Below are 12,707 nucleotides of genomic sequence, written 5' to 3'. Positions count from 1 at the left end.
CACTACGAGGGAGCGCGCGATGGAACGGAAGATCCGCATGGGCATGGTCGGCGGCGGCCAGGGCGCCTTCATCGGCGCCGTTCACCGGATGGCGGCCGGCCTCGACGGCCTGATCGAACTCGTCTGCGGCGCCTTCAGCTCGAATCCCGAACGCTCCCGGGCCTCCGGCGCTGACCTGTTCCTGCCGCCCGAACGGTGCTACGGCACGTACCAGGAGATGATGGCGGGCGAGGCAGCCCTCGACCCGGCCGAGCGGATGGACTTCGTCTCCATCGTCACGCCCAACCACATGCACTTCCCGGTCGCCAGGGCCGCGCTCGAAGCCGGCTTCCACGTGATGAGCGACAAGCCGATGACGAAGTCGGCGGCCGAGGCCGAGGCCCTGGTGGACCTCGTCGAGCGGACCGGCCTGGTCTTCGGCCTGACCCACAACTACACCGGCTACCCGATGGTCAAGGAGGCGCGTCACCGCGTCCGCAGCGGCCAGCTCGGCAAGATCCGCAAGATCGTCGTCGAGTACCCGCAGGGCTGGCTCGCTACCCGGCTCGAGTCGGAGGGCCAGAAGCAGGCGGACTGGCGGACGGACCCGGAACGGGCGGGGATCTCCTGCTGCATCGGCGACATCGGGACCCACGCCGAGAACCTCGCCGAGGCGATCACCGGGCTACGGATCGAGTCGCTCTGCGCCGACCTGACGACCTTCGTCGAAGGGCGACCGCTCGAGGACGACGGCAACGTCCTGCTCCGCTTCGACAACGGAGCGCGCGGCGTGCTCTACGCTTCCCAGATCTCGATCGACGAGGAAAACGCCCTGGCGATCCGGGTCTACGGCGAGTCAGGCGGCCTGGAGTGGCACCAGGAAGAGCCGAACACCCTGGTCCTCAAGTGGCTCGACCGGCCGCGCGAGGTCCTGCGCACATCCAGCCAGGGGCTTTCCGACGACGCGGCGGCGCATACGCGGCTACCGGCCGGACACCCCGAAGGCTTCCTCGAAGCCTTCGCCAACCTGTACCGGAACTTCGCGCAGACGCTGGACTGCCGCCGTCGCGGCGTCGAGCCCGACGCGACGATGCTCGACTTCCCCACCGTGAACGACGGCCTGCGCGGTATGCAGTTCATCGAGACCGTCGTCGCAAGCAGCGAGAGCGACCAGAAGTGGCTCAGCATGCCGGCTTGAGCCGGAAACGCCGCTGACCCAAACCTCGCGGAACGAGTAACTCGAAGGAGAAAGACCGTGGCCCGACCCGTAACGCTATTCACCGGCCAGTGGGCCGATCTGCCCGTCGCCGACCTCTGCCCCCTGGCCCGAGACCTCGGCTACGACGGCGTGGAGCTCGCCTGCTGGGGCGACCACGTGGAGGTCGACCGCTGCGATCGAGCCTACGCCTCCTCCCGACGCGAGTTGCTCGCCTCGAACGATCTCGAGCTCCACGCGATCAGCAACCACCTGGTCGGCCAGGCCGTCTGCGACCGGATCGACGCCCGCCACGAGGCGATCCTGCCGCCCCACGTCTGGGGCGACGGCAATCCGGAGGACGTCCGCAAGCGAGCCGCCGACGAGATGATCCGCTCCGGCGAAGCCGCGAAGGCACTGGGCCTCTCGGTCGTGAACGGCTTCACCGGCAGCTCGATCTGGCATCTGCTCTACTCCTTCCCGCCGGTGCCGCCGGCGATGATCGACGACGGATTCGCCGACTTCGCAGCTCGCTGGACGCCGATCCTCGACGCCTACCAGGAACTCGGCGTCCGCTTCGGCCTCGAGGTCCACCCGACCGAGATCGCCTTCGACACGGTAAGCGCCGAGCGCGCGATCGAGGCGCTGGGAGGCCATCCGGCGTTCGGCTTCAACTACGACCCGAGCCATCTAGGCTACCAGGGCGTCGACTACGTCGACTTCATCCGCCGTTTCAGCGACCGGATCTTCCACGTCCACATCAAGGACGCCTGGTGGTCCGACCAGTCAAAGCCGTGCGGCGTCTTCGGCGGCCACACGAACTTCGGCGACCACCGCCGCTTCTGGGACTTCCGTTCGCCGGGTCGTGGCTCCGTCGACTTCGAGGAGATCATCCGCGCGCTGAACGACATCGGCTATCAGGGTCCCCTGTCGGTCGAGTGGGAGGACTCCGGCATGGACCGCGAGCACGGCGCCGCCGAGGCCGCCGAGTTCGTCAAGGCGCTCGACTTCGCGCCCTCGGAGATCGCGTTCGACGCCGCCTTCGAGGACAACTGAGGCCATCGCAGGGAGGCGCCAGCAGTTCGATGACCCCCTTCTTCCCCGAAGTCGCCAAGCCCATCCCCTTCGAGGGACCGGACAGCCGCGACCCGCTCGCCTTCAAGTACTACGACCGGACGCGCAAGATCGGCCGGTCCACGATGGAGCGGCATCTCAAGTTCGCGGTCGCCTACTGGCACACCTTCAAGGGGGGCGGCCAGGACCCGTTCGGCCCGGATCCCGTCTACGACCGCCCGTGGAACGACGCGGCGACGCCCATGGACGTCGCGCGGCAAACGCTCGACGCCGCGTTCGAGTTCTTCACCAAGCTCGGCGTCCCCTACTACTGCTTCCACGACCGGGACATCGCGCCCGAAGGCGACTCCGTCGCTCAGAGCAACGAGTACCTGGGGGAGATCGTCCAACTGGCGAAGATCAGGCAGCGCGAAACCGGCGTCAAGCTGCTCTGGGGCACGGCGAACCTGTTCGGCCACCCGCGGTACACCCACGGCGCCGCGACGAACCCCGATCCCCGGGTCTTCGCCCACGCGGCGGCCCAGGTCCGGCGGGCGATCGACGCGACGATCGAACTCGGCGGCTCCGGCTACGTGTTCTGGGGCGGCCGCGAAGGCTACACATCGCTGATCAACACGGACATGGGCCGTGAACGGGAACAGATGGCCGCCTTCCTCCGGCTCGCCGTCGACTACGCCCGGCGGCAGGGATTCAAGGGCAAGTTCTTCCTCGAACCGAAGGCGAAGGAGCCTTCGGTCCACCAGTACGACTTCGACTGCGGTCACTGCCTGAACTTCCTCCGCGAGTTCGACCTGACGGATGACTTCATGCTGAACGTCGAGGCGAACCACGCGACGCTCGCCACCCACTCCTTCGAGCACGAGCTCGCGACCGCGGCCGCCGCCGGCATGCTCGGCAGCGTCGACATCAACCGGGGCCTCGAGGGCGTCGGCTGGGACACGGACAACTTCGCGATGAGTCTCCGCGAGTGCGTCCTGGCCCTGCTCATCATCCGCGGTCAGGGCGGCCTGCGCTGGGGCGGCCTGAACTTCGACGCCAAGGTGCGGCGCGGCTCCTTCGACACGGTCGACCTGTTCTACGCCCACATCGCGTCGATGGACGTGTTCGCGAAAGCCCTGCTGATCGTCGAGCGCATCCGGAAGGACGGCGTCCTGGGCCTCGCCGGCAAGCGCATCCGGCAGCGCTACGCCGGCTACCGCCGCGGCATGGGCCGCAAGCTCCTGGCCGGCGAAACCACCCTCGAGGAACTCGAGGACTGGGCCGGCAGCCTCGGCGAACCGCCCAGGATCAGCGGCCGCCAGGAGGAGTTGGAGAGCATCCTGAACGACTACCTGTACAGCACGCGCATCGAGTGACGGCCGCGGGAATGCGGACACACCCGCCTGACGAGGGAGCGGAGGGGGCTGTCCCCCAGCGGCGGCGCCATCCATGCGCCCGATGACGGGCGCATGGACTGGTTCACGGGTGGCGCGGATCGCGCCACCCGGGTCCACGCTCAGTCGGAGAATGGAAGGTCGGCGCTCGCTCCACTCCGCTCGCTCCGGTCAGTCGTCGGTTGCCGCACGGACACGGCCGTCGCTCGCTTCGAGTCCGCTGGGGGACAGCCCCCTCCGCTCCCCCGTCAGGCTAGACGCATCAGGTCCGCGGCGACGCGAGGTGATCTCCAGTAGAGAACAGCCACACGCCGAGCCGTATCTCTGGGTGCGCGGACCCTCTGGTCCGCTGCCGCCGAAGGCGGCCAAGGGCACGCGCCGGCCAACGGCCGGCTCCACACCTGACGGCCCCACGCTCCACCGGCGTCCGAGATGACGCACGCTGCCGGTGCTTCCGGTGTTCCGCTGTACCTTGGTATCGACGTCGGCACCCAGAGCCTGACCGCGATCCTGGTTGAAGCGCCGCAACCCGAACGTGGAGTCGAGGACCGAGCGCTCAGGATCGTCTCTCGCGTAGGCGTGCACTACGACTCGGAACTTCCGGCGTACGGCACCGTCAACGGCCAGCTTCCGAACGAGGATCCGGCGATCGGACGGGTACCACCGTGCATGTGGCTCGACGCCTTGGACCTGGCCTTCGAGAAACTTGGGCCCGAGGCTTGCCGCGAGATCCGCGGCGTCTCGGTGTCGGGCCAGCAGCATGGCTCCGTCTATCTTGGATCGGGAACGGGCGCCGTGCTTGGGTCCCTGATACCTGACCGGAGCCTCGCCGAGCAGATCGAGCCTCTCCTCTCGCGAGCGGAGGCGCCGATCTGGACCGATTCCTCCACAGCCCGGGAGTGCGAAGAGATCCGGCAGGCACTCGGAGGTGCAAGCGTAACCGCAGAACTCACCGGCAGCGACGCCTTCGAGCGTTTCACCGGACCCCAGATCCGGCGCTTTGCTCGCACCGAGCCCGAGGCATGGGCCGACACCGAGCACATCAGCCTGGTCAGTTCGTTCGTCACTTCGGTGCTGGCGGGTCGGCTGACGCCGATCGACCACGGGGACGGTTCCGGGATGAACCTGCTCAACATCCGGCGGCGGGAGTGGTCGACCGAGGCGATGGCCGCCACGACAGCCGGACTTGAGCGCCGTCTCCTCCCCTCCCAGCCGCCCTGGAGCGCAGTCGGAGCGATCGCTCCCTACTTCGTGTCCCGCTACAGTCTGCCCCCGGACGCCCAGGTCATCATCGGCTCCGGCGACAACCCCTGCTCCCTGGTGGGCGTCGGCGTCCGCGAACCCGGCGAGGCCGTGCTGAGCCTGGGTACGAGCGACACCTACTTCTGTCTGCTGGCCGACGTCGCCGTCGACCCCGACGCCAATGGCCATGTGTTCATCGCGCCGAGCGGACATCCAATGAGCCTGATCTGCTTCCGCAACGGTTCTCTCGCGCGCGAGGCAGTACGGGACCGCTACGGCCTCGACTGGGCGGGCTTCGAAGACGCGCTGCGCGACACGCCGCCCGGCAACGACGGCATGATGATGCTGCCCTGGTTCGAACCGGAGATCGTCCCCCGCGTGGCATCGCCGGGCGTGGTTCGGCTGGGCGGCCTCACGGACGCCCCGGAACAGGCGGCCCGGAACTGCCGCGCCGTCGTCGAGGGGCAGTTCCTGTCGATGCGGCTCAACTCGGAGTGGATGGCGACGCGGCCCAGCCGGATCCTGGCGACCGGCGGCGGCTCCCGGAACCGGGAACTCCTCCAGATCGCCGCCGATGTCCTGGGCTGCCGCGTCGAGGGGTACGAGGTGAGCGACGGCGCCGCCCTGGGCGCTGCCCTGCGTGCTACCGGCCGCAGACCGTACCCGCTGCCGCCGGCAGGCAAACCCGGCGTCTCCGCATCACCGCGCCCGGAAGCCGTGGCCGTCTACGACCGGATGCTGCCCCGGTACGCTGAAGCCCAACGCCGGGCCCTCGGCCGCTAGGACCTCCGGGAACGCAAGCTACGGCAGCGCGCCGTAGAGTTCCCGGACCTTCGCCCGCACGCGGTCGCCGTTGTCCGGCCCAAGCCGCAACAGGAGCTTCTGGGCCGGGTTCAAGCCTTCGAGCCCGGGGTCCACGTACTCGAAGCTGATCACCCGCAGCCGGAGTTCAGGCGGCGCGTCCGGAATCGGCGTCGCAAGCAGCTTGGTCACCGCCAGTTCCAGCGTGTCACCGAACTCGTTCGGTAGGCCGAGCTCGCTGTGCGCCTGATCCAGCAGCGGTTGCAGACGCTCATACGCGCCGGCGGCGCCGGCAACGTCGATCGAGTCGAAGACCTCGACCGCCAGGTCGTAGCGGCGATAGCTCGTCTCGGCCGGGTAGAAGCGCTGGCCGCGCCGCACGACGCTGAAGCCCTCTTCCGGGCGGAGCGGTTCCAGGCTCGACTGTGGCGGCTCGTCGTAGGCGACCGCGCCGACCGCACGCACGAAGTTCAGCGCTAGTTCCTCGGGAACCAGCCATGTGAGCCACTGTGCGTGCTGTGACAGACGGCCAACGATGTCCCGCACCAGAGAGTCGCTCTCGGACAGAGCCGGAGGCGCCGGCGCTTCCGGAGCCGGGGGATCGGCGGGCGCGGGCGTGGGATCCTGTTCGGCGGCCGCCGGTTGCTCGACGACCTCAGCCGCCGCGTCCGGATCGACCGGATCTTGTGCGCGGCTGCTGAACCACCACCAGAGCACCGCGCCGCCGCCCAGCAGGATCACGCCGGCGATGACGAGGACGGCGATCGTCCCTGAACGCTCCGGCGGCTCCCCGGGCGAGTCTTCGAAGAACGGGTCCGCGCCCTCAGTTTCGTCGGGAGCCTGCTCCCGGCCCAGCCTCGTTGGCAGGTCGAAGACCGGATCGCTGCGATCCGGCTCGTTTCCCGTCGAGTCGAGGTCGTCCGACGGCGCCCCTCCTGGCGGTTTGTCGTCCATCTGGACAGTCTAACCCTGACGGCCGCCAGGCCATTCCCCGGCGCCTCGAACCGGCGGCGCCCGCCGCGTTCCGACTCAGGCCGCCAGGGCGCGGTTCGGCCGGATTCCCCGCAGAACGTCGATCCCCTCGGTGAGGCCGTCGATCGTCAACTCGAACATCGGGTACACCTGCCGGATCAGGTGGATCGTCGGAGCATTCCAGATGCGCCGCGGTTCCGGATTGAGCCAGATCGAGTTGGGGCAACGGTCACGGAACTTGCGGAGCCAGTCGAGACCCGTGACCTGGTTGCTGTGGTAGTAGTCGATCGCGCCACCGGTATGGGTCAACTCGTAGGGGCTCATCCAGGCATCGCCGACCAGACAGACGGACCACGTGTGGTCCAGACGCTTCAGGATCTCCGAGGTCGGCTCGCCCTTCCAGCGGCTGATGTCCGTGTACAGGTTCTCGTACACGCAGTTGTGGAAGAACTTGAACTCGAACTTCTTGAAGTGGTTCGCCTTGTGCGCCGCGGAGAACAACCGCTCGCAGAGCAGCGTGTGGGGATCCATCGACCCGCCGACGTCGATCAGCAGCAACAGCTTGATCCGGTTGCGCTTCGGCGGACGGAACACCAGATCGATCTCGCCGGCGTTGCGGGCGCTGCTGTCGATCGTCTCGTCGATGTCCAGTTCCTCGGGGCCCTCGTCCTTGTCCAGCTTGCGCAGCCGGCGAAGCGCCAACCCGATCTGCCGGGTGTCGAGGATGCGGTCCGAGCGCAGATTGCGAAAGCGGCGGTCGGTCGCCACCTGCACCGCGGACCGGCCGCCGCCCGAGCCGCCGATCCGTATCCCCGTGGGGTGCTCCCCGCCGTGGCCGAAGGGGGACATGCCGCCCGTCCCGATCCAGCGATTGCCGCCGTCGTGGCGCTCCTTCTGCTCGTCGAGCAGTTCCTTGAAGCGCTCCCGGAGTTCGTCCAGGTCGAGCGCCTCGAGCTTCGCCCGCTCCTCTTCGGTCAGCTCGCGTGGCAGCTCCGGCTTGGACAGCCACTCCAGCAGTTCGTCGCTGATGTCGAAGTGGTTCTCGACCCCCATGAAGAACGAGGCGAAGGCACGGTCGTAGTTGTCGAAGTCCGCCTCCGTCTTGACCATCAGGCACCGGGCCAGGTTGTAGAAGACGTGCAGATCCGCGCGGCTGTAGCCGATCGCCAGGGCCTTCATCAGTGACAGCCACTCCGTGATCGTCACCTTCAGGCCGTAGCCCCTCAAGTGGTAGAAGAAATCGACGAACATCGAGTCCGGCCCGGTCGGCGCCTACGGGGAGATCAGTTGACCCGGCCGCGACGGTGAGCCGCCATCACGGCCTCCAGGTCGTTCTCCCGCTTCATCAGCACACCCAGGAAGGGTAGCTCACTCTCGATCGACTCCGTGCTCACACCGCCCCGTCGCAGCGCCGCGATCCAGTCGATCAACTCGCTGGTGGATGGCTTCTTGCGAATCTCCGGCAGGTCGCGCAGCCAGTAGAACCGCAGCAGGACCTGCTGGAGCAACTCGGCCTCGACGTCCGGGTGGTGGACCCGGATGATGTTCTCCATCTCGGCCTTGTCCGGGAACGCGATGTAGTGGAACACGCACCGGCGCAGGAACGCGTCCGGCAACTCCTTCTCGTTGTTCGAGGTGATGACCACGATCGGCCGGAACTTCGCGACATGGTGCCTGCCGGTCTCGTTCACGAAGAAGCTCATCCGATCCAGCTCGTGCAGGAGGTCGTTGGGAAACTCCATGTCGGCCTTGTCGATCTCGTCGATCAGCAGCACGACCCGCTGCTGGGCGAGGAAGGACTGCCCGAGCGGGCCGTACTTGATGTACTGGGAAATGTCCGTGATGTCCTTGTCGCCGAAGCGGGCGTCGTTGAGCCGCTGCACCGTGTCGTAGACGTAGAGACCCTCCTGCGCCTTGCTCGTCGACTTGATGTTCCAGGTCAGGAGTTCCATCACCAGGTTCTCGGCGATCGCCTCGGCGAGCACCGTCTTGCCGGTGCCGGGCTCGCCGCGAACCAGGAGCGGCTTCTCGAGGGCCGCCGAGACGTTCACCGAGTCCCGGAGTTCTGGCGCAGCGAGGTAGGTATCCGTGCCTGTGAAGCTGTGAAAGGACATACTCACTCCCTATCCTCCGGCTGTGCGGGTTCGATCCAGTTGCAATAACGGGCGGTCAGCAGTGTAACAGACCGACCGGTCGGTAGAGAACAGCCCGTAGCGTCGCCAACCATGGGAGATCGCGATGAGTCAGACTGAAGAACTCGGACGCCTGATCGAGGAAGCGACCCGGATCGTCGCGTTCACCGGCGCGGGCATCAGCACCGAATCGGGCATCCCCGACTTCCGCAGTCCGGGGGGCATCTGGACGAAGTACAAGCCGATCGATTTTGGAGAGTTCGTCGCCTCCGAGGAGGCGCGCCGCGAGTCGTGGCGGCGCAAGATCGGCAGCGACCGGACGATGTCGAAGGCGAAGCCGAACCGCGGTCACCTGGCCCTCGCCGAACTCCGCCGCCTGGGCAAGCTCCACGCCGTGATCACGCAGAACGTCGACGGCCTGCACCAGGAATCCGGCATCCCCGACGACGAGGTGATCGAGCTGCACGGCAACGCGACCTACGCGGCCTGCCTCGACTGCCGCCAGCGCTACGAACTCGAACCCATCGTCGCCGCCTTCCGCGAGCGCGAGGAACTGCCGGTCTGCACCCGGCAGGTCGCATCGGGCGCCCCCTGCGGCGGCATCATCAAGACCGCCACGATCTCGTTCGGCCAGGCGATGCCCGAAGTCGCCATGCGCCGCGCCCACGAGGCGACCCTGGCAGCCGACCTCTTCCTGGCGATCGGCAGCTCCCTGGTCGTCTACCCGGCCGCAGGCTTCCCCGCCCTGGCCAAGCAGGTAGGCGCCCGGCTCGTCATCCTGAACCGCGAAGCCACCGACCTGGATGGCATCGCCGACCTGGTGCTCCACGCCGAGATCGGTCCGACTCTGGGCGCGATCACCGGCGCCACCCTGCCAAACTAGTAGATCGACACTAGGATTTGATGGTTTCACCATCAGGTACTTGACATCTGCGCGTTCTTTACTCATACTCCGTGGTCGTCGGGGCCAGCAAGCCAACCGACGAACTTCAGAGATCAACCAACGGAGGACAAGAACCCATGACTCGCAGCCTGATTCATCGCACTCCCTTCCGCCGCCCCCTGATCGGGGCCTTCGAGCCTCTCTTCGACAAGGCGATGCTCGACGACTTCTTCTCGCCCGTCCTGACCCGCTTCACGGGCCACGACGGCGCCGAGGCCGCGGCCCCGACCTGGTCCCCCGCCGCGGACCTCACTCAGACCGAGGACGCCTACACCCTGACCGTCGATCTCCCCGGCCTGTCCCGGAAGGACATCGAACTGACGGTCGAGGATCACGTCCTCACCCTGTCCGGTGAGCGTCACATCCAGCGCGACACGAAGAGCGCGGACCGTATCGAGCGCGTCCACGGTCGCTTCGCCCGGCGCTTCCACCTGCCCGCCGATGTCGACGCCGCGGCCGTCACCGCCGAGTTCGAGAACGGCGTGCTGAACGTCGTCATCCCGAAGGCCGAGGAGGCCAAGGCGAGGAAGATCGAGATCGCCTGATCCGACTGCAACGAGGTCTCGATGATGAGAAGGGCTCCGCTTCGGCGGAGCCCTTTCTTGTTGCCCACACCGTGTGTTCCGGTGCGGACTGCTACAATCCGTGGCCCGGCCCGCCCGCCGTACCCGCGCCCCGAAGCCGCGGCCCTGTTTCCTCCGCCAACACCATGACTGAGACGAACGATCCACCGCTCGCTCAGGCACCGGCGGCCGGCGAGGCGCCCCCTGAGCCGGCGGCGCAGGTCGAGGAGTCTGAGCAGCAGATCGAGGAGGCGGCACCGCAGATCGAGGAGGCGGCACCGCAGATCGAGGAGGCGGCACCGCAGGTCGAGGAGCCGGCGCCGCAGGTCGAGGAGCCGGCGCCGCAGGTCGAGGAGCCGGCGCCGCAGGTCGAGCTGGCCGCCGCGGCCATCCCCTTCGCCGCCGCGCTCGAGGCGAAGAACCCGGTCGAGGGCAAGGTCATCGGCTGGAACAAGGGCGGCTTCCACATCGTCTCGGAAGGCGCCACGACCTTCTGTCCGCGGTCGCTGATGGAACTCGGCAACCGGCCCAAGCCACCGGCCCAGTACGTGAACAACACGTACGTCTTCCACGTCCTCGAGATCAAGGAGGCAGGCCGCCGGATCGTGCTGACCCGCCGACCGGCCATCCGCAACGAGCGGAAGCGCGCGCTCGACGAGATTCGCGCCAAGCAGGAGTCGCGCGAACCGGTCAGCGGCAAGGTGACCTCGGTGACCGACTTCGGCGCCTTCGTCGATCTGGGAGGCGGACTCGGCGGCCTCGTCCACCGGACCCAGATCTCCCGGACCCGGTCGGGAGAGCCCGGCGACCTGTTGAAGGTCGGGCAGCGCGTGGAAGCGGTCGTGACGAAGGTCGAGAAGAAGAACGGCAAGCGCAGCGCCCGCATCTCGCTGTCCATGAAGGCGCTGGAGGCCGACCCCTGGAAGGAGACGGCGAAGAACTTCACCGCCGGCGAGAAGTTCAAGGGCAAGGTGGTGCGTCACAGCGAGTTTGGCCTCTTCGTCGAGTTGGCCCCGGGCCTCGACGGCCTCGTGCATACGTCCCAACTGCCGATCGGGAAGCAGATGAGCGCACCAGAGTTCGCGACCGGCGAAGAGGTCGAGGGATGGGTGGTCGAGGCGACCCCAAGGAAGCGCCGAATCGCGCTATCCCTCCGCGAGGTGCCGGCGGACGACCCCTGGAAGAACCTCGGAAAGCAGTACGTGGAGGGTGCCGAGGTCGAGGGAAGGGTCGAGCAGGTGTCGCGCTTCGGCATCTTCATCCAGCTCGAACCAGGCCTGACCGGTCTGCTGCCGATGTCGGCGGTCACTCTCCCGGAGGGCAGCCAGGCGCAGCGCGCCTACCCGCCCGGGCGCCAGATCAAGGTCCTCATCGAGAGCATCGACCGCAAGCGCCGCCGCCTGGGCCTGGCGCCGGTCGGTTCGCAGCTCGTCGGCACCAAGGCGGACTACAAGAACTACCGCAAGCGTCAGAAGAAACCCGCCGGCCTGAACGTGATGGCCTCAGCCTTCGCCAAACTCCAGCAGTCCAAGTGAACCCGTGTCCGACGACCTGATCTACCGGGTGACGTTCCTGAGCCAGGGCGAGGTCTACGAGGTATACGCCCGCTCGGTTTCCCAGGGCGGCCTCCTCGGTTTCGTCGAGATCGGCGAACTCGTGTTCGGCGAGAAGACCCAGGTCGTTGTCGATCCTTCGGAAGAACGGCTGCAGCGCGAGTTCAGCGGCGTCCGCCGCACCTACCTGCCCATGCACTCCGTGCTGCGCATCGATCAGGTCACGAAGCAGGGCACGGCCCGCATCCGCGATCTCGAACGGCGGGAGAGCCGGAAGGTCACCCCGTTTCCGATGCCGATCTACACGCCCGGTGGAGAGTCCCAATGACCCGTCGTCACCTCGCCCGCTTCCTACCTGCCCTGCTGCTGATCGCGGCCGCTCCGTCCGCTTTCGCCCAGGACGCGGTACGCGTCGCGATCGTCAACGTCGAGCTCGTGGTCGCCGAATCCGCCGAGGGCAAGCAGCTTCGGGAATTCCTCCAGCAGGTCGAGACGCAAACCCGGGCAGCCATCGAAACGAACGCCAGACAGGTCGAGACGCTGCGTCAGAGCGCTCCCGGCAAGGGACCGGATGAACTGCGCAACATCCAGCACCAGATCGAGGATCTGCAACGCGAGTCGCAACGCCTGGCCGACGATGCACAACGTCGCGCGTCGAGCAGGGAGGAACAGACGCTGCAGCAGATCAACGAGCGGCTGCGTCCGATCATTCAGCGCCTGATCGACGAGAACGGCTACGACCTGATCCTGAACGCCAGCATCGGTGGCGTACTCCACGCCAGCGCCCGCGTCGACCTGACCCCACGTGTCATCGAGATGCTCCAGGCGCAGGAGCAGCAGGCCGAATCCAGCCCGGAAGAGTAGAGCCCGGCCGCGCGTC

At 67.5% G+C, this 12,707-nt stretch carries 12 protein-coding genes; 9 read left to right on the top strand and 3 right to left on the bottom strand.

Annotated elements, in window-relative coordinates:
- Positions 1 to 19 precede the first annotated feature (19 nt).
- The 4 genes from OXG83_03105 to OXG83_03090 all read left to right on the top strand — a co-directional run bounded on the left by OXG83_03105 (position 20) and on the right by OXG83_03090 (position 5,646).
- Positions 20 to 1,177: a Gfo/Idh/MocA family oxidoreductase gene (locus tag OXG83_03105; GenBank protein MCY3964004.1), complete on the top strand. Its 1,158-nt coding sequence runs from the start codon at positions 20 to 22 to the stop codon at positions 1,175 to 1,177.
- A gap of 57 nt (positions 1,178 to 1,234) precedes the next feature.
- Positions 1,235 to 2,230, top strand: a complete 996-nt coding sequence (locus tag OXG83_03100; protein MCY3964003.1) for a sugar phosphate isomerase/epimerase — start codon at positions 1,235 to 1,237, stop codon at positions 2,228 to 2,230.
- Positions 2,231 to 2,259: 29 nt separating this feature from the next.
- Positions 2,260 to 3,603 carry a xylose isomerase gene (xylA, locus tag OXG83_03095; GenBank protein ID MCY3964002.1) on the top strand — a complete coding sequence of 448 codons (1,344 nt, stop codon included), beginning with the start codon at positions 2,260 to 2,262 and terminating at the stop codon, positions 3,601 to 3,603.
- A 450-nt stretch (positions 3,604 to 4,053) separates the two neighbouring features.
- Positions 4,054 to 5,646, top strand: a complete 1,593-nt coding sequence (locus tag OXG83_03090) for an FGGY-family carbohydrate kinase (protein MCY3964001.1) — start codon at positions 4,054 to 4,056, stop codon at positions 5,644 to 5,646.
- A gap of 18 nt (positions 5,647 to 5,664) precedes the next feature.
- On the opposite strand, the gene OXG83_03085 is transcribed toward OXG83_03090, so the two are convergent.
- From OXG83_03085 to OXG83_03075, 3 genes are all read right to left on the bottom strand, one after another.
- Positions 5,665 to 6,618: a DUF3014 domain-containing protein gene (locus tag OXG83_03085; protein MCY3964000.1), complete on the bottom strand. Its 954-nt coding sequence runs from the start codon at positions 6,616 to 6,618 to the stop codon at positions 5,665 to 5,667.
- Positions 6,619 to 6,693: 75 nt separating this feature from the next.
- Complete coding sequence (locus OXG83_03080; GenBank protein MCY3963999.1) at positions 6,694 to 7,887, bottom strand: VWA domain-containing protein; 1,194 nt, start codon at positions 7,885 to 7,887, stop codon at positions 6,694 to 6,696.
- Positions 7,888 to 7,919: 32 nt separating this feature from the next.
- Positions 7,920 to 8,750, bottom strand: coding sequence for a MoxR family ATPase (locus OXG83_03075; GenBank protein MCY3963998.1), 831 nt, complete (start codon positions 8,748 to 8,750; stop codon positions 7,920 to 7,922).
- 124 nt (positions 8,751 to 8,874) lie between these two features.
- Here OXG83_03075 and OXG83_03070 point away from each other — a divergent pair, with 124 nt between their 5' ends.
- The 5 genes from OXG83_03070 to OXG83_03050 all read left to right on the top strand — a co-directional run bounded on the left by OXG83_03070 (position 8,875) and on the right by OXG83_03050 (position 12,691).
- Positions 8,875 to 9,651 (top strand): Sir2 family NAD-dependent protein deacetylase, encoded by a 777-nt coding sequence (locus OXG83_03070; GenBank protein MCY3963997.1) that lies wholly within the window; start codon positions 8,875 to 8,877, stop codon positions 9,649 to 9,651.
- Between the two features lie 137 nt (positions 9,652 to 9,788).
- Positions 9,789 to 10,256 carry an Hsp20/alpha crystallin family protein gene (locus OXG83_03065; protein ID MCY3963996.1) on the top strand — a complete coding sequence of 156 codons (468 nt, stop codon included), beginning with the start codon at positions 9,789 to 9,791 and terminating at the stop codon, positions 10,254 to 10,256.
- Between the two features lie 164 nt (positions 10,257 to 10,420).
- A complete protein-coding gene (locus OXG83_03060; GenBank protein ID MCY3963995.1) occupies positions 10,421 to 11,809 on the top strand; it encodes a S1 RNA-binding domain-containing protein in 1,389 nt (462 codons plus the stop codon).
- 4 nt (positions 11,810 to 11,813) lie between these two features.
- Entirely contained in the window at positions 11,814 to 12,155 is a 342-nt protein-coding gene (locus tag OXG83_03055; protein MCY3963994.1) for a DUF1820 family protein, read from the top strand.
- Positions 12,152 to 12,691 (top strand): OmpH family outer membrane protein, encoded by a 540-nt coding sequence (locus OXG83_03050; GenBank protein MCY3963993.1) that lies wholly within the window; start codon positions 12,152 to 12,154, stop codon positions 12,689 to 12,691. Before OXG83_03055 ends, OXG83_03050 begins: the two co-directional genes overlap by 4 nt.
- Positions 12,692 to 12,707 lie beyond the last annotated feature (16 nt).

Source organism: Acidobacteriota bacterium (assembly GCA_026707545.1).
In the GTDB taxonomy this organism is placed as follows: domain Bacteria; phylum Acidobacteriota; class Thermoanaerobaculia; order Multivoradales; family Multivoraceae; genus Multivorans.
This window is presented reverse-complemented; position numbering and strand designations above follow the sequence as displayed.